General features: G+C 61.1%; 19 protein-coding genes and 1 pseudogene. 13 read left to right on the top strand and 7 right to left on the bottom strand.

Going from position 1 to position 23,812, the window contains the following annotated elements; all coding sequences use genetic code 11:
- Positions 1-543 (top strand): shikimate kinase AroK, encoded by a 543-nt coding sequence (gene aroK, locus BR41_RS14675; protein ID WP_035058136.1) that lies wholly within the window; start codon positions 1-3, stop codon positions 541-543.
- Complete coding sequence (gene aroB / locus BR41_RS14670; RefSeq protein WP_035058133.1) at positions 530-1,609, top strand: 3-dehydroquinate synthase; 1,080 nt, start codon at positions 530-532, stop codon at positions 1,607-1,609. Before aroK ends, aroB begins: the two co-directional genes overlap by 14 nt.
- Here the strand turns inward: aroB and BR41_RS14665 are convergent.
- Complete coding sequence (locus BR41_RS14665) at positions 1,579-2,823, bottom strand: YihY family inner membrane protein (protein WP_051711009.1); 1,245 nt, start codon at positions 2,821-2,823, stop codon at positions 1,579-1,581. The genes aroB and BR41_RS14665 overlap by 31 nt on opposite strands.
- 72 nt (positions 2,824-2,895) lie before the next feature.
- Between BR41_RS14665 and wrbA the strand changes: the two genes are divergently transcribed.
- Entirely contained in the window at positions 2,896-3,504 is a 609-nt protein-coding gene (gene wrbA / locus BR41_RS14660; RefSeq protein ID WP_035058130.1) for an NAD(P)H:quinone oxidoreductase, read from the top strand.
- Complete coding sequence (locus BR41_RS14655; protein WP_035058127.1) at positions 3,501-3,884, top strand: DUF2069 domain-containing protein; 384 nt, start codon at positions 3,501-3,503, stop codon at positions 3,882-3,884. The genes wrbA and BR41_RS14655 overlap by 4 nt, the downstream gene beginning before the upstream one ends.
- A 284-nt stretch (positions 3,885-4,168) precedes the next feature.
- Here BR41_RS14655 and BR41_RS14650 read toward each other — a convergent pair whose 3' ends face one another.
- From BR41_RS14650 to BR41_RS14640, 3 genes and pseudogenes are all read right to left on the bottom strand, one after another.
- Positions 4,169-5,965, bottom strand: coding sequence for a 2-isopropylmalate synthase (locus tag BR41_RS14650; protein ID WP_035058125.1), 1,797 nt, complete (start codon positions 5,963-5,965; stop codon positions 4,169-4,171).
- 119 nt (positions 5,966-6,084) lie between these two features.
- Positions 6,085-6,864, bottom strand: a complete 780-nt coding sequence (pssA, locus tag BR41_RS14645) for a CDP-diacylglycerol--serine O-phosphatidyltransferase (RefSeq protein ID WP_035058123.1) — start codon at positions 6,862-6,864, stop codon at positions 6,085-6,087.
- Positions 6,865-6,926: 62 nt separating this feature from the next.
- Positions 6,927-7,562, bottom strand: a pseudogene (locus BR41_RS14640) (phosphatidylserine decarboxylase); the annotation flags it as partial.
- A gap of 219 nt (positions 7,563-7,781) precedes the next feature.
- On the opposite strand from BR41_RS14640, the gene BR41_RS14635 reads away from it, so the two are divergent.
- On the top strand, positions 7,782-8,423 hold the full coding sequence (locus BR41_RS14635) for an NAD(P)-dependent oxidoreductase (protein WP_035058117.1): 642 nt from the start codon (positions 7,782-7,784) through the stop codon (positions 8,421-8,423).
- 181 nt (positions 8,424-8,604) lie between these two features.
- Here BR41_RS14635 and BR41_RS14630 read toward each other — a convergent pair whose 3' ends face one another.
- Complete coding sequence (locus BR41_RS14630) at positions 8,605-9,522, bottom strand: LysR family transcriptional regulator (protein WP_035058106.1); 918 nt, start codon at positions 9,520-9,522, stop codon at positions 8,605-8,607.
- Positions 9,523-9,648: 126 nt separating this feature from the next.
- Here BR41_RS14630 and BR41_RS14625 point away from each other — a divergent pair, with 126 nt between their 5' ends.
- Complete coding sequence (locus BR41_RS14625) at positions 9,649-10,272, top strand: NADPH-dependent F420 reductase (RefSeq protein ID WP_035058103.1); 624 nt, start codon at positions 9,649-9,651, stop codon at positions 10,270-10,272.
- A 214-nt stretch (positions 10,273-10,486) separates the two neighbouring features.
- Here the strand turns inward: BR41_RS14625 and BR41_RS14620 are convergent, their stop codons facing one another.
- A complete protein-coding gene (locus tag BR41_RS14620) occupies positions 10,487-10,885 on the bottom strand; it encodes a type II toxin-antitoxin system VapC family toxin (protein WP_035058091.1) in 399 nt (132 codons plus the stop codon).
- On the bottom strand, positions 10,882-11,337 hold the full coding sequence (locus tag BR41_RS24925) for an AbrB/MazE/SpoVT family DNA-binding domain-containing protein (RefSeq protein WP_211251754.1): 456 nt from the start codon (positions 11,335-11,337) through the stop codon (positions 10,882-10,884). Before BR41_RS24925 ends, BR41_RS14620 begins: the two co-directional genes overlap by 4 nt.
- Before the next feature lie 115 nt (positions 11,338-11,452).
- On the opposite strand from BR41_RS24925, the gene atzF reads away from it, so the two are divergent.
- The 7 genes from atzF (at position 11,453) to urtD (ending at position 23,525) form a co-directional block, all read left to right on the top strand.
- Positions 11,453-13,282, top strand: coding sequence for an allophanate hydrolase (gene atzF, locus BR41_RS14610; RefSeq protein ID WP_035058086.1), 1,830 nt, complete (start codon positions 11,453-11,455; stop codon positions 13,280-13,282).
- A 162-nt stretch (positions 13,283-13,444) separates the two neighbouring features.
- Positions 13,445-17,185 carry an urea carboxylase gene (gene uca, locus BR41_RS14605; RefSeq protein ID WP_051711007.1) on the top strand — a complete coding sequence of 1,247 codons (3,741 nt, stop codon included), beginning with the start codon at positions 13,445-13,447 and terminating at the stop codon, positions 17,183-17,185.
- Positions 17,182-17,895, top strand: a complete 714-nt coding sequence (locus BR41_RS14600) for a GntR family transcriptional regulator (RefSeq protein WP_035058084.1) — start codon at positions 17,182-17,184, stop codon at positions 17,893-17,895. The genes uca and BR41_RS14600 overlap by 4 nt, the downstream gene beginning before the upstream one ends.
- Before the next feature lie 331 nt (positions 17,896-18,226).
- On the top strand, positions 18,227-19,489 hold the full coding sequence (gene urtA / locus BR41_RS14595; RefSeq protein ID WP_035058082.1) for an urea ABC transporter substrate-binding protein: 1,263 nt from the start codon (positions 18,227-18,229) through the stop codon (positions 19,487-19,489).
- A 230-nt stretch (positions 19,490-19,719) separates the two neighbouring features.
- Complete coding sequence (gene urtB, locus BR41_RS14590) at positions 19,720-21,297, top strand: urea ABC transporter permease subunit UrtB (RefSeq protein WP_035058080.1); 1,578 nt, start codon at positions 19,720-19,722, stop codon at positions 21,295-21,297.
- A gap of 168 nt (positions 21,298-21,465) precedes the next feature.
- A complete protein-coding gene (urtC, locus tag BR41_RS14585) occupies positions 21,466-22,689 on the top strand; it encodes an urea ABC transporter permease subunit UrtC (RefSeq protein ID WP_084187196.1) in 1,224 nt (407 codons plus the stop codon).
- A complete protein-coding gene (gene urtD, locus BR41_RS14580) occupies positions 22,686-23,525 on the top strand; it encodes an urea ABC transporter ATP-binding protein UrtD (RefSeq protein ID WP_035058078.1) in 840 nt (279 codons plus the stop codon). Before urtC ends, urtD begins: the two co-directional genes overlap by 4 nt.
- The last annotated feature ends 287 nt before the right edge of the window (positions 23,526-23,812 follow it).

Raw genomic sequence — 23,812 nt, 5'->3', positions numbered from 1 at the left:
ATGCCCGGCATGAAACTGCCGGGCAATTTTTTTCTCGTCGGCCTCATGGGGGCTGGCAAAACTACGATCGGTCGGGCATTGGCCCGGGCCACGGATCACGCCTTTTATGACTCGGACCACGAAATCGAGGCGCGCACGGGGGTAAAGATCCCGGTGATCTTCGAAGTTGAAGGCGAGGCAGGTTTTCGGGCGCGCGAGGCATCAGTGATTGCCGAGCTCACCGAGATGCGGGATGTGGTGCTGGCGACTGGTGGCGGGGCGGTTTTGAATCCGGACACCAGATCCCTGCTCAAGTCACGTGGGCTCACGATCTATTTGCGCGCTAGCGTTGATGATCTCTACGCCCGTACCATGCATGACCGTAATCGCCCCTTGCTACAAACCGAAAATCCCAGGGAAAAGCTGCGCCAGCTGTTCGAGGTACGCGATCCGCTGTACCGCGAAGTGGCTGATCTGGTGATCGATACCAGCAAGCAGACAGTCCAGCACCTATGCCAGCATTTGCTGCGCGAACTCGAACTGAAAACCCATGCGCACCGTTAAGCTCGACCTCGACCACGCCCCATACGACATCCTGATTGCTCGTGATTTACTCGGGCAGATCGAGTTGATTACCCGGCGACTGCCACAAAAGCGTGTCGCCATCGTGACCAACGAGACGATCGCGCCGCTCTATCTCGGCCCGCTGCAGCATGGATTGGAGCAAGCCGGTGTGCAGGTGCACTGCATCGTGTTGCCGGATGGTGAGAAGTTCAAGACCTGGGAAACGTTGAACCTGATCTTCGACGGACTGCTGGAAGCACGTTGCGAGCGCAAGACGACGTTGATTGCGCTCGGTGGTGGGGTGATTGGGGATATGACCGGCTTTGCTGCCGCTGTTTATCAGCGTGGCGTTCCATTTATCCAGATCCCAACCACGCTGCTGGCGCAGGTGGATTCATCGGTGGGTGGCAAGACGGCCATCAATCACCCGCTGGGCAAGAACATGATCGGTTCGTTCTACCAGCCGCAGCTGGTGTTGGCGGATTTGTCTACGCTCGATACTTTGCCGCCGCGCGAGTTCTCTGCCGGCTTGGCAGAAGTGATCAAGTACGGCCTGATCGACGATCTGGCGTTCTTCGAGTGGCTGGAATCAAACATCGATGCGCTGATGGCGCGGGATACCGAAGCGCTGGCCTACGCCGTTGAGCACAGTTGCCAGAACAAGGCGCGCATTGTTGCTGCAGACGAGAAAGAGCACGGCCAACGTGCCTTGCTTAACCTTGGCCACACCTTCGGTCACGCCGTCGAAGCTGGCTTGGGTTTCGGCGCATGGCTACATGGCGAGGCCGTGGCGGCAGGCATGGTGCTGGCGGCACTCGCATCGCGTGAACTTGGCAACGTGTCCGATGCGGATGTGGCGCGCATCAAGAACCTGCTGCAGAAGGCGGGTTTGCCCGTTACTGCGCCAGTTCTCGGGGTAGAGCGTTACCTTGATCTGATGGCGCAGGACAAGAAGGTCGATGCCGGCAAGATCAAGTTCATCTTGATGAAGAAGCTCGGCGAGTCTTATATCGGCGAGCTTGAAGTGCCGACGATTCAGGCCGCCCTCGCTGCCGGCTGCGCCTGATCCTCTTCCCTGGCGGCATAGTCCGCCAGTGTCTGATTGAGCGACGTCCGCATGCCGGCGATGGTTGCTTCCAGCTTGATTTCCGCGTGAGCGGTCAGTGGTGTGACGACTTGCTCGAAAATGTCGAGCAGCCGGATGTGCTCAATGGCCGAAGCGAGCAGCCATTCTCCATCTCGCGTCGCCTCAACCCAGCCTCGTTGGGCCATGCTTTCCAGCAGTCCATTCGTAGCATCCAGTCCCAGCCCAACGCGTCGGCGCAGTGTATCGATGTGCAGTATCTCGCCGTTCGCGTGCGCCTGTGCCAGCGTGAGCAGGATACGGATCGCCTGCTCGAAACGTGTGCCGTCGTGACGCGTCCAGCGCCAGCCGTCACCGTGCCAGTACGAGAGCGACGCTGACAACACTGCCCCGCCCAGCACGATCACCCAGCACACGTAGAGCCAAAGCAGAAAGATCGGTGCGGCAGCGAAGGCGCCGTACAGCATCTTGTAATTGCCGAAGTGGCTGATGTAGAGACCGAACAGGTTTTTCATGATCTCTAGTAGCAAGCCGGCCACGACTGCGGCGGTGAGTGCATGGCTGCGTGGCACAAAACAATTCGGCACAGCCATATAGAGCAGCGTCAGCGTGGCGAAGATCAACAGCAATGGCCCGAGGCGCAGCATGAGCGGGAAGCTGCCGCCGATGCCGGTCGTTTGGTAGAACCACGAAGTCAGCGACAAACTGATGCCCAGCAGCAACGGGCCCAAGGTCAACGTCGCCCAGTAGATCAGCGTGCGCGACAGCAAGGCGCGTGGCCGCCGCACCCCCCAGATCTGGTTCAGCGTTTTTTCAATCGTGAACATCAGCAGCAAGGCGGTGATAGCCAGACCGATGGTCCCGGCGGCGGTCAACTTTTCCGCGTTATCGGAAAACTGCTTCATATAGGTGCCGACGACTTTCCCGGCGGTATCCGGCACCAGATTGGACAGGATGAACATCCTGAATCGGCCGCTGTAGTCGCTGAACATCGGGAAAGCGGAAAACAGCGTCAGCGCGATGGTGAACAGCGGCACGATGGCCAGCAGCGTGGTGTAGGTCAGGCTGCCCGCCGTTTGCAGGCACCGGTCGGCCCCCAGGCGGGCACCGACGAAGCGGCCAAATCCCAACAGCCGCTGCCAGTCCTTCAAGAAGTCGAGCGATTTGGGCAGGGGCGGAAATTGGATTGGACGCATCGCGTTCGGTCAGATGAAGGTTGGCTCGTATAATAGCGCACGATTTTCTCTCGCCGCTGCGGCGCATTGGCCATGCAACAAGATATCTTGGTCCTGTATTACTCCACTCACGGTGCCACCCGACAGCTGGCGCAGCTTATTGCGCGCGGTATCGATGCCGTGCCCGGCGCGCGTGCCCGTGTGCGCACAGTGCCGAAAGTCTCGACAGTGTGCGAGTCGATGGAGCCCGCAGTACCGGACTCCGGCGCACCGTATGTTGAGCTTGCGGACTTGCGCGACTGCATCGGCCTTGCACTGGGTAGCCCGACGCGCTTTGGCAACATGGCGGCCTCGCTCAAGTACTTCCTCGATGGCACGGCGAACGACTGGCTGCAGGGCACGCTGGCGGGCAAGCCGGCTTGCGTGTTCACGAGCACCGGCTCGATGCACGGCGGCAACGAAACCACCTTGCTGTCGATGATGCTGCCGCTGTTGCATCACGGCATGCTGATTGTCGGTACACCGTTTACCGAATTGGCGCTGAGCACTACGGCCACTGGTGGCACGCCTTATGGCCCGAGTCATATCGCTGGGCCGGAAAGCCGCCTGCCGATCTCGGATGCGGAAAAGCAATTGGCTGTCGCACAAGGCAAGCGGCTGGCCGAGATCGCGCTCAAGCTTTCCGTGGAGCGTGCGTTATGAGCTATGCCGTGCAGCGCACGTGGGCGCAGCGCATCACGGTTGTGTCGTGGCTGCTGCTGATTGTGCTGTGCCTGGCTTGGGAGCTTTGGTTGGCGCCCCTGCGGCCGGGCGGTTCATCGCTGGCGCTGAAGGCGCTTCCCCTGTTATTGCCCTTGCATGGGCTGTTACACGGCCGGCGCTACACCTATCAATGGGCAAGCATGTTCGTGCTCATCTGGTGGGCGGAAGGCTTGGTGCGGGCGTATAGCGACCATGGTGTATCGCAAGTGCTGGCTGGGATCGAGGTGGTGCTGACGACAACCGCTTTCGTCTCGATCTGTTATTACTCCAAATGGACTCGCCCCAGCATCCTGGCGGCAGAAAACCAAAAAGCCGGCTGAGCCGGCTTTTTGGTTTTGATCAACAGAACAGAAGTAAAACACGGTCAAGTCGAGGTGCATTCAGGCCATTGTGTAGCCTTTGGCATTCGCTTCGGGGCCATTGAGTTGGCCCCGCCTGCAGCCCCTTGTGAGGGCTGCGGTGCATGACGATTCGCTAACCAGCTGCGCCCGGTAAGGCGGCTATTCCTTCATTCCATCCGGCGTGAACGCGAAAGCGAGCCGAAGACAGTGCCGGGGCACGGCTAGGCGATGCTGACAAAGTGCACGCCGGATGGGGGGAGGAATTACACCGGTTGCGGGTGGGTGCGCTCTATCTTGCTGTCCAGTTTGTTCAATGCGGAGATATAGGCCTTGGCGCTGGCGACCAGAATATCGGTGTCCGCACCCTGACCGTTGACGATGCGGCCATCGCGCGCCAAGCGTACGGTGACTTCGCCTTGGCTATCGGTGCCTTGCGTGATTGCATTCACCGAATACAACTGCAGCTCAGCGCCACTGTGCACGATCGCTTCAATGGCCTTGAAGGTGGCATCTACCGGGCCATCGCCTTCGCAATCGGCGCGTTTTTCGTGACCGTGCTCGGTCATCACCAGGTTCGCGGTCGGTACCTCGCCGGTTTCGGAAACGACCTTGAGCGCGGCCAAGCGATAGGTTTCCTGCTCGATCGTCACCATTTCGTCCGATACCAAGGCGTGCAAGTCTTCATCGAAGATTTCACGCTTCTTGTCGGCCAGCTCCTTGAAGCGGGCGAAGGCGGCGTTGAGCGCTTCTTCGCTATCAAGCGTAATGCCGATTTCCTGCAATTTGGTCTTGAAGGCGTTGCGGCCGGAGAGCTTACCCAGCGTCAAACGGTTGGCAGACCAGCCGACCGATTCGGCGCTCATGATCTCGTAGGTTTCGCGGTGCTTGAGTACACCGTCCTGGTGGATGCCGGATTCGTGCGCAAACGCGTTCGCGCCAACGATGGCCTTGTTCGGCTGCACCGGGTAACCCGTCACGGTCGAAACCAGTTTCGACGCCGGCACGATCTGCGTGGCATCAACGCGTGTTTCAACGCCGAACACGTCCTTGCGGGTGCGCACGGCCATGACGACTTCTTCCAGTGAGGCATTACCCGCACGTTCGCCCAAGCCATTGATGGTGCACTCGACCTGCCGCGCGCCGCCGAGCACGGCTGCGAGCGAATTCGCCACCGCCATGCCGAGGTCATCGTGGCAGTGCGCCGACCAGATCACCTTGTCGCCGCCCGGCGTCTTGGCGATCAATTCGCGGAAGAAGCGTTCGGTGAGCATCGGCACCGCGTAGCCAACGGTATCCGGTACGTTGATGGTCTTGGCGCCGGCCTTGATGACTTCGCCAAAGATATGCGCGAGGAAATCGATATCCGAGCGCAGTGCATCTTCGGCCGAGAATTCGACGTCATCGGTGTATTCGAGGCCGATCTTCACCGCCTTGACGGCGGCATCGACGACCTGTTCCGGCGTCATGCGCAGCTTTTTTTCCATATGGATCGGGCTGGTGGCGATGAAGGTGTGGATGCGGCCATGCTTGGCCGGCTTGATCGCTTCGCCAGCGGCACGCACATCGCGCTCGTTGGCGCGGGCCAGCGAACAGATGGTCGAGTTTTCGACGATGCCGGCAATGGTGCGGATCGCATCGGCATCGCCCGGGCTGGCGGCGGCAAAGCCGGCTTCGATGATGTCCACGCCGAGTTTTTCCAACTGGCGGGCGACGCGGATTTTTTCTTCCTTGGTCATCGATGCGCCGGGCGACTGTTCGCCGTCGCGCAAGGTGGTGTCAAAGATATAGAGACGGTCGCCCATGCTGATTTCCCTCGAAGTAGATGCGGTGGCGGTCGGCGTGGCGCCGGCGGCGTAGGAGTGGATATTGAATTGTTGGCCGCGACTGGCGGCCAGCTGCGCGAGTTTGTTGATTTGCGACAGCGGCAAGCTGCCGCGCTCGCGCCATTTGTAGATGGCGGCGCGGCTTACCGGGTCATCGGGAAACGCCTGATTAAGCGCATCCGTTAGCGCGGCGGGACCGCCGAAGTCGGTGATCAGGCGTTCGATGTCGAATTGCACGGCGTAGCCCTCGGAATAGTTATGCCGAGCGTACGACGAAATAGACAAACCGTCAAATGTCTTGAGCGGTTCTTTGCTGGAAGGTGGTGGGGCTGGGGTTTTTTGTCGGAAATTAGACTTTAAGTCTTGTCCGATGTTGGCGGTTGGGGCGTTTTGTTATTCGGCTTGAGCGTGGTCCACGCCCAGTAGATGTAACCGGATACCGCATAACCGAGGAAGAAGCAGAACGCCATCAGCTCCGGGCGCGACACGCCGACCAGCAGCAGCAGCACCGCGACAACCATCGCCATAAATGGCACGGTCTTGCGGACGTTGAACTCCTTGAAGCTCCAGAACCGCACGTTGGACACCATGGTCAGCCCGGCGAACAGCGTGATCACCAGTGCGGCGTAGGGCAGTAGATGCGCAATTGGGTTCAGGTCGTCGTTGAATTCACGGCTGATCCAGACCAGCCCCGCGACCAAGGCTGCCGCTGCTGGGCTAGGCAAGCCTTGGAACCAGCGCTTGTCGATCACGGCGATATTGGCATTGAAGCGCGCCAGCCGAAGTGCTGCGCAAGCGCAGTAGATAAACGCCGTCATCCAGCCCAGCTTGCCGAAAGTGGACAACTGCCACTCATAGGCCACCAGCGCCGGTGCAACGCCGAAGCTCACCATGTCTGACAAGCTGTCGAATTGCGCGCCGAATTCTGATTGCGTATGCGTCATCCGCGCCACGCGGCCATCCAGCGAATCGAGCACCATCGAGATGAAAATCGCCACCGCCGCGTGTTCGAACTTGCCGTTCATGGCCGACACGATGGCGTAAAAGCCGCCAAACAGCGCACCCAGTGTGAATAGATTGGGCAGCAGATAAATACTCTGACGGCGCAAATTCATCGGGCGTTTGAATTTCTGCATGGCGGCACTCGTGGCGAGAAAAGGATGGACTCGGTCGGATCGGCTGGATCGTGGAACGATTACAGCTCGGCGAGGATGGTCTCGGTCGCGCTGACGATGTCGCCGATCGCTACTTTGGCGCGAGCGCTGGTCGGCAAGTACACGTCCACGCGTGAGCCGAAGCGGATGAAACCGTAACGCTCGCCACGCTTCAGGCTATCGCCCGCTTTCTTGTAGCAGAGGATGCGGCGGGCAACGAGGCCGGCGATCTGCACGAATGTGATCTCGACGCCGTTATCCAGCTTGGCCAGCACGGCGTTGCGCTCGTTTTCCTTCGATGCCTTGTCCAGCGCGGCATTGAGGAAAGAGCCGGCGTTGTATTCGACTTTCTGGATCGTGCCGTCCACCGGGCTGCGGTTGGAGTGCACGTTGAACACGTTCATGAACACGCTGATCTTGAGCGCTTCGACATTGCGGTACGGGTCGATGGTGTTCTCGACGACGACGATGCGGCCGTCGGCTGGGGACAGGATGGCGTTGGCCTGTTGCGGAATGGTGCGGGCCGGATCGCGGAAGAATTGCAGCACGAACAGGGTGATGATCCACAACGGTGTGGACCACCAGCCAGCGAAATACGTGACGGCAGCGGACACGATCACGGCGATGGCAAGGAAGGGCCAGCCTTCGCGGGCGATCAGGGGGTGGGGGTAATGATTCATTGATTTACTTGTAGTTTGTTGAAGCCAAAGGCGGATTCTAAACGTTTGCCCTACTAGCGGGCTACCGATGCGCCGAATGCTCGCGACAGTCGGGTGGTTGAGTGGATGATTTTGTCATTGATTGGTGAACAGTCAGTTCTCGATTGGTGGGTTTATTCCGTCAATCGGACCGCGCATGATGACACCGTCAACGCTACAAATCTTCCTAGGAGAAACACCATGAAAATCGCCCTGATCGGTGCATCCGGCTTCGTAGGCAGTGCCATCCTCAACGAAGCGCTGGAGCGCGGTTTTGAAGTGACTGCCATCGTGCAGAACGTCGACAAGCTGCCCAAGCACCCCAAGCTCACCGCCAAGAAAGCCGACGCCTATAACGCCGCCGATATCGCCACTGCCGTGGCCGGCCACGATGCCGTCATCAGTGCCTTCAACCCGGGCTGGGGCAAGCCGGATATTGGCGCACTGTTCCTGAAGGGCTTCAATGCGATTACTGCTGGTGTGAAGCAAGCCGGTGTGAAGCGGTATCTGGCCGTTGGTGGCGCAGGCAGCTTGTTCATTGCGCCCGGCCTGCAGCTGGTCGATACGCCGGAATTCCCGGCTGAATGGAAAGAAGGCGCGCTGGCCGCCCGCGAGGCGCTGAATCTGATCAAGAACGAGACTTCGCTCGACTGGTCGTTCGTCTCCCCGGCTGTATTCCTTGAGCCGGGCGAACGCACCGGCAAGTACCGTCTGGGTCTGGAAGAACCGCTGTTCGGTGACAACGGCCCGGCCAAGATCAGCACGGCCGATCTGGCGGTGGCGATCATCGATGAAGTTGAAACGCCGAAGCACATTCAGAAGCGGTTTACTGCGGCGTATTGATCTGCAGGGGATGCAATGTAGCCGGCCGGCAAGCCGTCCAGGCTGTGTGGGGCATAGAAGGTTTATGTAGGAGCGAGCTTGCTCGCGATGGCAACGGTGGAATATTCAACGCCGCATCGCGAGCAAGCTCGCTCCTACAAAACCCGCGTTTCTCCGTGTCCTCGGTGGTTCAAGATGTTCGTCAGACCTGCATCCACGCATCCCACGGCGGCATCTCGCCCCATTCCCCCAGCAGAAAATCGATAAAGCTGCGCACCTTGGCCGACAGGTGACGGCGGCTTGGGTAGATCGCATACAGTGCCAGTTCCGGTATGGTGAACTCGGGCAGCACATGCACCAGCGTGCCGCTTTTCAAATCATCGCCCACCAGAAACGTCGGCTCGCGGATCAACCCTTCGCCGGCGCGGGCGGCGGCGACCAGCAAGTCACCATTGTTGGCGCGCAGTGTTCCTTTCACCTTCACCGTTTGCGCATTGCCGGATTGGTCGAAGAAACGCCATTCATCGCTGTTCGCGCCGTAGCTGTAGATCAGACAGTTGTGCCCGGCGATCTCCTGCGGCATTTGCGGCGTGCCGTGGGTGGCGAGGTAGGCGGGGGCGGCGGTTACAGCGATGCGGATCGGCGCGATCCGGCGTGCCACCAGATTACCCGCGGGTTGGCTGGTGATACGTAGCGCCAAGTCGTAACCCTCTTCGACCAGATCGACCACGCGGTCAGACAAAGTGAAATCCAGCCGCACGTCTGGATAGGCCGCCTGATAACGCGGCAGCACGGCCGAGAGATGTCGCACACCGAACGACACTGGGGCATTCACCCGCAGCACGCCGCTGGGCTTTGCGGTTTCGCTGCCCAGCGCCGATTCGGCTTCGTCGATATCGGCCAGGATTTGCGTGGCACGCTCAAAGTAAGCGCGGCCGGCTTCGGTGAGGCTCAGCCGGCGTGTCGTGCGTTGCAGCAGCCGGGCGTTGAGGTGATTTTCCAGATCGGCCACCAGGCGCGATGCGGCGGTGGTGGAGATATCCAGCAGCTCGGCCGCCCGTACGAAGCTACCGGCTTCGACCACCTTTACGAACACCTGCATTGCGCTCAGCCTGTCCATCAAACTGTCCCGTTATTCGTGATGAATCATTGCATTTTCGCGCGTTTATCTCGAAATTCAATCGGATCAAACTGGCTCCATCAGTTCAGCACATCCGCTGAACCCCACTGAGCGAAGGAGCAGGACATGAACATCACCCTCATCGGTTACGGCAACATGGGTTCCGGCATTGCGCAGCGCGCATTGGCGGCGGGTCATCAAGTTACGCTCGCTGGCGCAGATGTTGCCAAGGCGCAGGAAGTAGCCGCCAAGCTCGGCACTGGTGCCGCAACGGTGGCAACTGCCGTGGCAAGCGCTGATCTCGTCGTGCTGGCGACCCCGTTTGGCGCGGCGGAAGACATCGTGCGCAGCGCGGGTGGCTTCGCCGGCAAGGTCGTGATCGATATCAGCAACCCGGTCAAGGCGGATTTCTCTGGTCTCGCCATCGGCCACTCCACATCGGCTGCGGAAGAAATCCAGACCCTCGCACCGCAAGCGCGCGTCGTCAAAGCCTTCAACACCGTCTTTGCCCAAGTGTTTGCTGAAGGTGCCGAGATCGCCGGCCGCAAGGTGCAGGTATTCGTGGCAGCAGATGATGCAGTCGCCAAGGCAACTGCCAGTGAATTTGCCGCCAGCCTGGGTTTTGAAGCCGTCGATACCGGCCCGCTGGAAAATGCCCGTCTGCTGGAGCCGCTGGGCATGCTGAATATCACCTTCGGCTACAAACTCGGCCGTGGCACTGGCATTGCGCCGGTGTGGCTGCAGCGTTGATCGTATGCAACGGATGCAATGAGTTGCTCAGACGCGAAACTCATCTCTGCTGCTTGGGGCCGTAGATGCAGCGCAATGCCCTGGCGGGCATTGCGCCTTACCAATTCGATCTCTTATTGCGTCAAGCGAACCGCCCGGCGATCAAGCATCGCCATCGGCGTAGCGTTATTGGCAGCACTGATCCTATCGACCACCGGGCTGCGTTTGAGCTGCGTTACGGCGTAATCAGCCGCACGGTAGGGAAGTGGTGCCGGTAACGCCGGGCATCGCGGGTCAGGATCGGGCAGCCAAGCACGGCAGCGTGAGCGCCGATGAAAAAATCCGGTAGTACATTTTGCTTGGTACCGCCAGCGCGTTTATAGCGCGCGAACGCCTTGCCGGCGAGGAACAACGCGGGTTTGGGAACTTCCATCAGGGGGATTCGCATCTTGCTCAATGTGGCATCCAGCGCTTCGACCGTGCTGAAAGTGAGCGCCAATTCGGCATAGATGATCGGGTTGATGCTGAGGGTATAAACCTGAGACTGAGTACGTAGCTGCTGGATCGACCAATCCGCCCATTGTGGGTCGTCTTCCAAGACGTCAACCAGCACATTGGTGTCGACCAACATCATTCATCGTTACCACGCAGCAGGTTCATCAAATCATCTGTCCGCCACGGGATATCGGCTTTGCCACGTACCGCGGCGAAGCGATCATCTTTGTTGGATTCTTGATCTGCGCGTTGCAGTACCACTTCACCTGACTGGTTAACGCTGAATTCCACCTTGCTGCCCGGCAGCAATTGCAGTGCATCGCGGATTGGTTTGGGGATAGTGACTTGCCCCTTGCTGGTGAGGGTGGTCGGCACGGCATTGCTCCTTGTGGGTAATACCAATCTCGAAATGGTATTACTTTGAGTGCTTTTGCGGCAAATCCGGCCGCTGCACGTTTGCTGAAGATTTGCCGTTTCAGCGCCCCAGAAAACCTGACTCCCCCCTGAAAATACCTTTTCCAACGCTTCAGACTTGTGCGCCCGCACCAGAAAATCGCGCTGCTTTGGTGCGGCTTCGTATGCAAAACGCATAGGTATTTCTGCTTATATTTTTGATTTTTCTCATACAAATCAATGTTGTTTCCGTTCTGGCACATGGCTTGCTCAGTAGTGAGAGCAAATCTTGTACACAAGATGGAATACAAACATGTCGCAAAACGCTTTACCGATTCCTGGGTGGACGCTGGCCGATTGGCAGCGTGCATACCGCTCTGGCCAGTTGCATGTTCGTGATGCGCTGCGCGAAGTGTTGCAGTGGTCGAATGCCGATGATCCGGCGTGGATTGCCTATGTGGCCGAGGAGCAATTCGGTTCGCAACTCGATGCACAGCTGGCCGCCTTGCAGGTGCGTCTGGCCGAGTGCGGCGGGGATCTGGTGCGCTTGCCGCTGTATGGCATCCCGTTCGCGGTGAAAGACAATATCGACGTCGCAGGCTGGCCGACCACCGCTGCGTGCCCAGCATTTGCTTATGCGCCGGAGCGCGATGCCGGCGTGGTTGCGCGGTTGATTGCGGCGGGCGGCATCGTCATCGGCAAGACCAATCTTGATCAGTTTGCCACCGGCCTGGTCGGTACGCGCTCGCCCTTTGGTGCGGTGCCGAATGTCTTTAACGCCGATTACGTCAGTGGTGGCTCCAGCAGCGGGTCTGCATCGGTCGTGGCGCGCGGCATCGTGCCGTTCGCACTGGGGACAGATACCGCTGGTTCCGGCCGCGTGCCGGCCGGCTTTAACAATATTGTCGGGCTCAAGCCGACCAAGGGCTGGCTTTCCACTGCGGGCGTGGTGCCGGCTTGCCGCACGCTCGATTGCGTGTCGGTGTTTGCGCTGAATGTGGCCGATGCGCTGGCCGTGGCGGAGATCGCTGGCGCGCCGGATGCAGCAGACGGCTATTCCCGTGCCATGCCGGAACGCGTGCCGGTCACGCTCGGCAAGCAGCCGCGCTTGGCGGTGCCATCCCGCTTGTCCTGGTTTGGTGATGCGCAAGCGGCATACGCATTCGAGCTGGCGACGCATCAATTGCGTGAGCTGGGCGCAACGCTGGTGCCGATCGATTTCACCCCATTCGAAGAACTGGCCGCCTTGTTGTATCGCGGCCCCTGGGTGGCGGAGCGCTTTGTCGCCGTCGAAGACTTGCTTGCCCGTGACCCGGCCGCGCTCAACCCGGTGGTACGCGGCATTGTGGAAGGGGCGGATGCCTATTCCGCTGCCGATGCCTTCAAGGCTGAATACCGACGCGCCGAGCTGGCGCGAGACATCGCTGCCGTGCTGGCCGATGTGGATGCGTTGGTGGTGCCGACCGCGCCAGCCATCTATACGCAGGCCGACATCGCCGCCAACCCGGTCGAGCTGAATTCGCGGCTCGGCACCTATACCAACTTCGCCAATCTGGCCGACCTGTGTGCGTTGGCGCTGCCGGCCGGGTTCCGCGCCGATGAGTTGCCGGCCGGCATCACGCTGCTTGCGCCGGCTTGGCATGACCGCGCCTTGGCCGAGTTCGGTGCGCGTTGGCAAACCGCACAAGCTTTGCCATTGGGGGCGACGGGCCGGCCTTTCGCGACTGCCCCCGCATCCACCCAACCGCCGCCCAACCACGTGCGCCTTGCCGTGGTCGGCGCGCATCTCACCGGCATGCCACTCAATCCGCAGCTCACCGATCGCGACGCGATCTTTGTCGAGCGCACCCGTAGCGCGCCGACTTACCGGTTGTATGCGCTTGCCAACACCCAGCCGCCCAAGCCGGGTCTGGTGAAGGCCACGTCCGGCCAAGCCATCGAAGTCGAGTTGTGGGATGTGCCCGTGACGGCTTTCGGTTCTTTCGTCGCACTGATCCCTGCGCCGCTGGGCATCGGCACGCTGCTGCTGGAAGACGGGCGCGAAGTGAAGGGCTTCATCTGCGAGCCGTGGGCGATTGAATCGGCTCGCGATATCAGTGAATTCGGTGGTTGGCGGGCTTATCTCGCCAGTCTCTCTGGCTGAGCATTTCGGGTTTTAAGCCTCCCTCTTTTTAAAGGGGGATTGAGGGGGATTTCGACGTCGGTAGAGGTTGAAATGCCGCAGAAATCCCCCCTAACCCCCTTCGTGGAAGGGGGGAACAGAGCACCGAACATTTGAAGAACGGGTTTTAAGGAAAGCGACATCATGTTCAACACCGTACTGATTGCCAACCGCGGAGAGATCGCTTGCCGCGCCATCCGCACCCTCAAGCGCCTGGGCGTGAAAAGCGTGGCCGTGTATTCGGATGCCGACCGCAACAGCGCCCACGTGACCGAGGCGGATGTCGCCATTGCGTTAGGGGGCGACAAGCCGGCCGATAGCTATCTCAATGTCGCCAAGATTCTGGCTGCCGCCAAGGAAACCGGCGCGCAGGCGATTTTCCCTGGCTACGGTTTCCTCTCGGAAAGCGCTGACTTCGCCGAAGCCTGCAGCGCAGCCGGCATCGCCTTTGTCGGCCCGACGCCGGAGCAAATCCGCGAGTTCGGCCTTAAGCACCGGGCACGAGAGCTGGCGGCCATTGCTGGCGTGCCGATGACGCCGGGCACCGGCCTGCTGGATTCGGTCGAGCAAGCCTTGGCCGAGGCGGACAAGATCGGCTACCCGGTGATGCTGAAAAGCACCGCTGGCGGTGGTGGCATTGGTCTGACCCGTTGCGACAATGCCGCAGGTCTGGCTGACGCCTTCGAGCGCGTGCAGCGTTTGGGTGCGCAGTTTTTTGGTGATGGCGGCGCGTTCATCGAGCGCTTTGTCGATCACGCCCGCCATGTGGAAGTGCAGATTTTCGGCGACGGCAAAGGCCATGTCGTGCCACTGGGCGAGCGCGATTGTTCGATCCAGCGCCGCAATCAGAAAGTGATTGAAGAAACGCCAGCCCCCGGCTTGCCTGCCACTACCCGCACCGCGCTGCTCGATGCCGCTCGCAAGCTGGGTGAGCTGGTCAGCTACCGCTCGGCCGGCACGGTGGAGTTCGTCTACGACGGCGCGCGTGATGCCTTCTACTTCCTCGAAGTGAACACGCGTCTGCAAGTCGAGCACCCGGTGACTGAAGCCGTGACCGGGCTGGATCTGGTCGAGTGCATGCTGCGCGTGGCGGCCGGTGACGAGCTGGATTGGACCGCGCTGACGCGTACGCCCTCCGGCGCGGCCATCGAAGTGCGCCTGTATGCCGAAGACCCGCTCAAGCAATTCCAGCCATCGCCCGGCACGCTGACTGAAGTCACCTTCCCGTCCGATGTGCGGGTGGATGGCTGGGTGAGCACCGGCAGCGTGGTGTCGGCGTTTTACGATCCGCTGGTCGCCAAACTGATCGTGCACGGCGCGGATCGGGCGGATGTGCTCGCCAAGCTGCAAATCGCGCTGGATCACACCGCGCTGCATGGCATTGCCACCAATCTGGATTATCTGAGGCAGATCATCGCCGATGCGCGTTTCGCCGCTGGCCAGATTTCGACGCGTTTTCTGGAAAGCTTCAGCTACGCGCCGGCCGTGATCGAAGTAATCGAGCCCGGCACCTACAGCACGGTGCAGGATTATCCCGGCCGCGTCGGCTATTGGAATATCGGCGTGCCGCCATCTGGCCCGATGGATGATTACGCGTTCCGGTTGGCCAACCGCATCGTCGGCAACCACCCGAGCGCGGCAGGACTGGAATGCACACTGCAAGGGCCGACGCTCAAGTTCCATGCCGATGCCGTCATCGCCCTCACTGGCGCGAGCTGTCCGGCCAAGCTGGATGGCGAACCGGTGGCGATGAATGCGCCGATCAGCGTGCGTGCCGGCCAGGTACTGACCACCGGCCGGGCCAGCAGCGGCTGCCGCACTTATCTGGCGGTGCGCAATGGCTTCGATGTGCCGGTCTACCTCGGCAGCCGCGCCGCCTTTGTACTGGGTCAGTTCGGCGGTCACGCCGGCCGCACCTTGCGCGTGGCGGACATGCTCACCATCGCCCGTCCGGAGCTGCCGGCCTCCACCACACCCGCACCGATTGCCGCACCTGCAGCCGCGCCGGCCGAGCTGGTGCCGGACTACGGCAGCCATTGGGACATCGGCGTGCTGTACGGCCCGCACGGCGCACCGGATTTCTTTACCGAAGACAGCATTACCGGGTTTTTCGAGGCCGATTGGGAAGTCCACTACAACTCCAACCGCCTCGGTGTGCGCTTGATTGGCCCCAAGCCGAGTTGGACCCGCAGCGACGGCGGGGAGGCTGGTCTGCACCCTTCCAACATCCACGACTGCGAATACGCCATCGGCAGCATCAATTTCACCGGCGACAGCCCGGTGATCCTGACTCGCGATGGCCCCAGCCTGGGCGGCTTTGTCTGCCCGGTGACGATTGCCAAGGCCGAGTTGTGGAAGGTCGGGCAGATGAAGCCGGGCGACAAGATCCGGTTTCGGGTGATGGGGTATGACGAGGCGGCGGCGTTGGAGTTGGCGCAGGATCGCTCGCTCGACACACTTGCTCCCCCCTTCATCGAAGGGGGGCTGGGGGGGACTTCGACTCAGCCTGCGAGTAACGATACGGGATCGAAATCCCCCCTAACCCCCCTTCGTGGAAGGGGGGAACTGGCAGCGCTGGAGTTGGAGACGGCACCCACCACCATCCTCGCCGCTCTCCCCGAACAAGGCACCAGCCCGGCTGTCACCTACCGCCAGGCGGGCGACAACTACATCCTGCTGGAGTACGGCCCGAACGTGCTCGATCTGGCTTTGCGCATGCGCATCTATCTGGTGATGGAAGCAATCAAGGCGCGGGATATCGCTGGCGTGCTGGAGCTTTCGCCGGGCGTGCGGTCGCTGCAGATTCGCTACGACAGCCGCATCATTCGCCAGCCGCAGCTGATCGAAACACTGCTGGCGCTGGAAGAAACCCTGCCGGATGTCGCCACGCTCAAACTGCCGACCCGTGTGGTGCACCTGCCGCTGGCATTCGAGGATTCCGCCACGCTGGGCGCGGTGCAGCGCTATCAGGAAACGGTGCGCGGCCATGCGCCGTGGCTGCCGAACAACGTCGATTTCATCCAGCGCATCAACGGGCTGGATCGCCGCGAGCAAGTGCGGGACATCATTTTCGATGCCAGCTACATGGTGCTTGGCCTCGGTGACGTCTACCTCGGTGCGCCATGCGCGGTGCCGATCGATCCGCGCCACCGTTTGCTCACGTCCAAGTACAACCCGGCGCGGACGTTTACTGCCGAAGGCACGGTCGGTATCGGCGGGGTGTACATGTGCATCTACGGCATGGATTCGCCCGGTGGCTACCAGCTGGTCGGCCGCACCTTGCCGATCTGGAACACCTTCCTCAAGAACCCGGTGTTCACCGCGGGCGAGCCGTGGCTGCTGCGCTTCTTCGATCAGGTGCGTTTCTACCCGGTGAGCGAGGCCGAGCTGACGGTGCTGCGCGAGGATTTCCGTGAAGGCCGCGCCAGCGTGCGTATCGAAGAGGAAGTGTTCGATTTCGGCGCGTACACGCAATTCCTCGCCGACAACGCCGCCAGCATCAACGATTTCCACGTCAAACAGAAAACCGCTTTCGATCTGGAAGTGGCGCGTTGGCAGCTGGATGACCACGCCGCCGCGCCGGCCGAAATGGAACGCGTCGACGAAGACGAAGTGGCCGACGGCCATCACGTGGTCAGCGCCGATCTGTGCGGCAGCATCTGGAAAGTGCTGGTCGAGCTGGGCCAGCGGGTGGAGGCCGGCGCGACGCTGATCGTGGTCGAGGCGATGAAGATGGAGTTGTCGGTCACGTCGCCGGTATCCGGCATCGTGCGGGGCATCCGCTGTACGCCGGGCCGGGCGGTGAATCCGGGCGATGCCTTGCTGGTGCTCGAACCGCTGCTGCTCGATGTGCTCGACGAAGACGCACTGGAAGCTGCCGCATGAGCGCCGAGCTGCCCAGCCGCAACATCGCCGAGCGCATCTACGCCGCGATCAAGCAGGACATCATGGATTTCCGCCTGCTGCCGGGCGACCGCTTCACCGAATCCGAAGTGGCCGCTCGCTATGCCGCCAGTCGCACCCCCGTGCGTGAGGCGCTGTACCGGCTGCAGGCGGAGCACTTCGTCGAGGTGCAATTCCGCAGCGGCTGGCAGGTGCGGCCGTTCGATTTCGATTACTTCGAAGACCTGTACGACGTGCGCATCGTGCTGGAAATGGCGGCGGTGAAACGGCTGTGCGAGCACGCCATCGACCTCGCGCCGCCCGAGCTGGAAGAACTCAAGCGCATCTGGCTGGTGCCGGATGAGGAACGCCTCACTGACGGCAAGCTGGTGTCCACGCTGGATGAGCGCTTTCACTCCACTTTGGTCGCCGCGGCTGGCAACGCGGAAATGGCCCGTATCCATCGCGACGTCACCGAGAAAATCCGCCCGATCCGCCGACTGGATTTCACCAAGCCCTATCGCGTCGATGTCACGTATTCCGAACACGGTTTGATTTTGGGCGCGGTACTCAAGCGCCGCACCGACGACGCCCAACGCATGCTGCGCGCCCACATCGAGGAGAGCAAAGCGGAGGTGCGCAAGATCACCTTGCACATGCTGCACGACGCCCGGCAGCGGGCGCATGCGGCGGTGGTGGAGGGGGTGAAGTGAGGCTCGCCAAATCGCATTGTCGTGGGCATTTCGCGTTTCATTCCCCCCTTTTTGAAGGGGGGCTAGGGGGGATTTCGACGCCGCACGCATATCCACGGATGTCGAAAATTTCCTCATTGCTCTTGGCTGAACGAAAGCACAGCTCGCCGTTCCTGCAACCTCTGCACCGGTTGGTTAAGTCGCTTTCGCGAAGGCTCCACCCGCACAGAAATCCCCCCTGCCCCCCTTCAAAAAGGGGGGATGGATTCCTCGATATTTGTAGTTCTGTAGTCCTAAGTACCGAAACCAAAGTCGTCAAACCAAGTAGTTCTTAAACCCAGGAGATGTCGCCATGAAACGCTGTATCGCACTCAAAGCCGTGACCCTTGCCCTGATCGCTGCCGTTGGCCAGTCCGCCAGCGCAGCCGAAGACACCATCAAGGTCGGCATCCTGCATTCGCTCTCCGGCACGATGGCCATTTCGGAAACCGCGCTGAAAGAGACCGCGCTGATGACGATTGCCGACATCAACGCCCACGGCGGGGTGATGGGCAAGAAGCTGGAGCCGGTGATCGTCGATCCGGCCTCCAACTGGCCGCTGTTCGCGGAAAAAGCCCGCCAGCTGATCACCAAGGACAAGGTGGCGGTGGTATTCGGTTGCTGGACGTCCGTGTCGCGCAAATCGGTGCTGCCGGTCTTCAAGGAGCTGAACAGCCTGCTGTTCTACCCGGTGCAGTACGAAGGTGAAGAGCTGGAGAAAAACGTGTTCTACACCGGAGCCGCGCCCAACCAGCAGGCGATCCCGGCGGTGGAATACCTGATGAGCAAAGACGGCGGCGAGGCCAAACGCTTCGTGCTGCTCGGCACCGACTACGTGTACCCACGCACCACCAACAAGATCCTGCGCGCCTTCCTCAAATCCAAGGGCATCGCCGATGCGGACATCATGGAGGAGTACACCCCGTTCGGGCATAGCGACTACCAGACCATCATCGCCAAGATCAAAGACTTCTCCGCCCAGGGCAAGAAGACGGCGGTGATCTCCACCATTAACGGCGATTCCAACGTGCCGTTCTACAAGGAGCTGGGCAACGCCGGCCTGAAGGCGACCGAAGTGCCGGTGGTGGCGTTCTCGGTGGGTGAAGAAGAGTTGCGCGGTGTGGATACCAAGCCGCTGGTGGGCGAGCTGGCGGCGTGGAACTACTTCATGTCGCTCAAGAACCCGCAAAACGACGCCTTCACCAAGATGTACAAGGAGTGGGCGGTGAAGAACAAGCTGCCGAACGCCGAAACCGCCGTGACCAATGACCCGATGGAAGCGACTTACGTCGGCATCCACATGTGGAAGCAGGCGGTCGAAAAGGCCAAGTCCACCGATACCGACAAGGTGATTGCGGCCATGAGCGGCCAGACCTTCAAGGCCCCGAGCGGCTTCACGCTGGAGATGGACCCGAAGAACCATCACCTGCACAAGCCGGTGTTCATCGGCGAAGTGAAGGGCAACGGCCAGTTCAACGTGGTGTGGAAGACCAAGGGCCCGGTGAAAGCCCAACCTTGGAGCCCGTTCATTGCCGGCAACGACAAGAAGAAGGATGAGGTGGTGGCGAGCAAGTAAGGCCTCTGCCTAGGCAGGCTGTTTCACCGTCCGCTGCCATTCCCCCCTTTTTGAAGGGGGGCTAGGAGGGGATTTCGACGCAGCATCAAGTTTTCACCGATGCCGAAATCCCCCTCAATCCCCCTTCGAGAAGGGGGAGGTGAAAACCGCCGCGGCGCTTGGAACGGGCCGCTTAGCATGGCTTTGATGCTTGGGCTCCACGGTTCTTCGAACCCGCATTGGAACAAATCATGAAAAAACTGCTGTTCGCCCTGCTACTGGCCTGTGCGCTCCCGGCGTGGTCGGCGCTCGATCCGGCCGTCGTGCACAAACTGGCCGATGACGATTCCGACCAGAAAATCGCCGCCATCCAGCAACTCGCTCAAAGCGTCGATCCGGTCGCCGAGCGCTTGCTGAAAGCGCTGAGCGAAGACGGCGTGTATGTATCTGGCGATACCGTGTTCTTCTCCGAGGGCGACAAACCGGTGGATGCCGTCACCGGCAAGGTCATTGCCACGCCAGCGAGCAACGACAGCATCTCGATCAATAACCGCGTGCGTGGCGTGCTGGATGGCGCGTTGGCGGGCGTCAAACTGTTCGATCCCGATGCCGCTGTCCGGTTGGCCGCCGCCCGCGCTTTGCAAGAAAAAGTCACTCCCGAGCTGATCCCGCTGCTGACCCGTGCCGCCAAGGCCGAGACGGATGCCAAGGTCGCGCCGGTGATCGTGCAATTACTGGCGCAAGCCAATTTGAAGAATCCCGATCCGGTAGCGCGATTGGTGGCGGTGCAGGCGTTGGCGGAAAGCGCCTCGCCCAATACCCGCAGCCTGTTGCTGCCGTTGACCGACCCGGCCACCGAGAAAGACGACAAGGTGCGCGCCGCCGCGCAAACGTCATTGCGCGCCATCGACGGCAAGCTCGCCTGGGGCGAAAACCTCGGCCGCGTGTTCACCGGTTTGTCGCTGGGCAGCATCTTGCTGCTGGCCTCGCTGGGCCTCGCGATCACCTACGGCGTGATGGGCGTGATCAATATGGCACACGGTGAATTGCTGATGGTCGGCGCGTATTCGGCCTACGCGGTGCAAAGCCTGTTCCGCCATTACCTGCCCGGCGCCATCGACTGGTATCTGCCTGCCGCCGTGCCGGTGGCGTTCTTCAGTGCCGCCATTGTCGGCATGGTGATGGAGCGCACCGTGATCCGCTGGCTGTACGGCCGGCCGCTCGAAACGCTGCTGGCGACCTGGGGTATCTCGCTGATCCTGATTCAAGGCGCACGCACGCTGTTCGGGGCGCAGAACGTTGAAGTCGCCAATCCGTCGTGGATGTCCGGCGGCATCGCGCTGCTGCCCAATCTGGTGTTGCCGTGGAACCGCATCGTCATCATCGGTTTTGCGCTGTCGGTACTGCTACTGGTGTGGGGCCTGATGAACAAGACCCGCCTCGGCCTGTTCGTGCGCGCCGTGACGCAGAACCGGCCGATGGCCGGCTGTGTGGGCGTACCGACCCAGCGCATCGATACGCTGGCCTTTGGCTTGGGCGCCGGCATCGCCGGGCTGGGTGGGCTGGCGCTATCGCAGATTGCCAACGTCGGCCCGGAGATGGGGCAAGGCTATATCGTCGATTCCTTCCTCGTGGTGGTACTGGGCGGGGTGGGGCAACTGGCGGGCGCGGTATATGCGGCGCTGGGGTTGGGGATCGTCGCCAAGTTCCTGGAGGGCTGGGCCGGGGCGGTGATCGCCAAGATCATCGTGCTCGCCATCGTGATCGTATTCATTCAGCGCCGGCCGCAGGGCTTGTTTGCGTTGAAAGGGCGGTTTGCGGATTCGTAGGTGAAGGTTGTGGCAGTTTGCCTCCCCCTTCCTTGAAGGGGGACTGAGGGGGATTTCTGCGGCGCTTAAATTTTTGCTGCAGCGATAACTTCAACTGGGATCGAAATCCCCCCTAACCCCCCTTCAGAAAGGGGGGAACACAAGAACAGGTCATTGCAGGAGAACACGATGCGAACATCCTTTACCGAACGCGCCCTCGTCACGCTCAGCCCCGGTGGCTGGCGGGCGTTGGCGGCGTTCCTGGCGGTCATGCTGATGGGCGTACCGCTGCTGCATTTGGCGGTGCCGGCGGGCAGCCCGCTGCATGTGTCCGATTACGTGGTCACGCTCACCGGCAAGGTGCTGTGCTACGCGCTGGTGGCGGTGGCGATGGATCTGGTGTGGGGCTATGCCGGCATCTTGTCGCTCGGGCATGGGCTGTTTTTTGCGCTGGGCGGTTACGCCTTCGGCATGTATCTGATGCGCCAGATCGGCACGGACGGCAGTTATCACAGCACGCTGCCGGACTTCATGGTCTTCCTCGATTGGAAGACGCTGCCGTGGTACTGGCAAGGCAGCGATCATTTCTGGTGGGCGGCGTTTCTGGTGCTGGCGGTGCCGGCGCTGGTGGCGTTCGTGTTTGGCTATTTCGCGTTCCAGTCCCGCATCAAGGGCGTGTATTTCTCGATCATCACGCAGGCGCTCACCTATGCCGCCATGTTGCTGTTCTTCCGCAACGAGACCGGCTTTGGCGGCAACAACGGCTTTACCGATTTCAAGCGCATCCTCGGTTACTCGGTCACCGCGCCCGAAACCCGCGTGGTGCTGCTGGGCGTGACCTCGCTCGCGCTGGCCGGCACCCTGGTGCTGGCACGCTGGCTGGTCACCAGCCGCTTCGGCCGCGTGCTGGCCGCCGTGCGCGATGCGGAATCGCGCGCCATGTTCATCGGCTACAACCCGCTTTGGTACAAGCTGTTCATCTGGACGCTCTCGGCCGCACTGTGCGGCATCGCCGGTGCTTTGTACGTGCCGCAGGTGGGCATCATCAATCCATCCGAGATGAGCGCGGCGGCATCGATCGAGATCGCGGTGTGGGTGGCGGTGGGCGGGCGTGGCAGTTTGATCGGCGCGATTGTCGGCGCGATAGCGGTCAACCTGGCCAAGAGCTGGTTCACGGTGTCGTTCCCGCAATACTGGTTGTTTTTCCTGGGCTTCCTGTTCATCGCCGTGACGCTGTTCCTGCCGGAAGGATTGGTCGGGCTGTGGCGACGTGTGCAGGCGCATTGGGCAAAGCGGGGTGAGGCGATGGAATGGCCACCCGCGCCGCTGGAGGAAACCGCCAAGCCGGTCGCATCGACTGTTGTTCCGCCGCCCGTCCCCGTTGTTCCGCTGACCGAGGAGCGCCCCGCATGAGCACCACCGAACTGATCCGCGAAATGCCCCAAGGCAGCGGCACCGAACCCGCGCCCGGCATGGCCCGCGTAGTGCAACCGGGCGAGGTCGATCTCACCCACGGCGTGATCCTGTATCTGGATGACATCACCGTGAGCTTCGATGGCTTCAAGGCGCTGAACCGCTTGAGCCTTGCCATTGGCGTGGGCGAGCTGCGCTGCATCATCGGCCCGAACGGTGCCGGCAAGACGACCATGATGGACGTGATCACCGGCAAGACCCGGCCCGATTCCGGCAAGGCGTTCTTCGGCCAGACGCTCGATCTGACCCGCCTGCGCGAACCGGAAATCGCCCACGCCGGCATCGGCCGCAAGTTCCAGAAACCGACCGTGTTCGAGCAGCACACGGTGTTCGAAAACCTGGAACTGGCCATGAAGACCGACAAGCGCGTGCGCAAGAGTCTGTTCTTCCGGCTGGATGACGCCGCCCGGGACAAGATTACCGACACACTCAAACTGATCCGGCTCGATACCGTTGCCGACCGTCCCGCTGGCCTGCTGTCGCATGGCCAGAAGCAATGGCTGGAGATCGGCATGCTGCTGATGCAGGAGCCGAAGCTGTTGCTGCTGGACGAGCCCGTCGCCGGCATGACCGACGACGAAACCATGCGCACTGCTGAGCTGTTCGTGTCGCTCGCTGGCAAGCACTCGCTGATGGTGGTCGAGCACGATATGGCGTTTGTGGAAAAGCTGGGGGGCAAAGTCACCGTGCTGCATGAAGGCAGCGTGCTGGCCGAGGGCGATTTGGCGACGGTGCAGGCGGATCAGCGGGTGATTGAGGTTTATCTGGGGCGGTAGATCAAAACCCTTAAACCTGAAATCTTGCACCACAGAGAACACAGAGGTTTCACAGAGAAAGGCAAATGCGAGGTTTTGTAGGAGCGAGCTTGCTCGCGATTGCATCGTTAGTTGATGCATTGCCATCGCGAGCAAGCTCGCTCCTACAGGGCGTTGCATCGATTTTGTCCCCTCTCACATCCCGTGCAAGGCTTCTCGCCTTGTTCAGGGAAAGTGGGAGAGGGTTAGGGAGAGGGTGCTTGCGAAGGTCGATGTACTTGGCACGACCCTCTCCCCCGGCCCCTCTC

Origin of the sequence: Andreprevotia chitinilytica DSM 18519 (assembly GCF_000711875.1) — a bacterium.
Lineage (GTDB): Bacteria > Pseudomonadota > Gammaproteobacteria > Burkholderiales > Chitinibacteraceae > Andreprevotia > Andreprevotia chitinilytica.
This window is presented reverse-complemented; position numbering and strand designations above follow the sequence as displayed.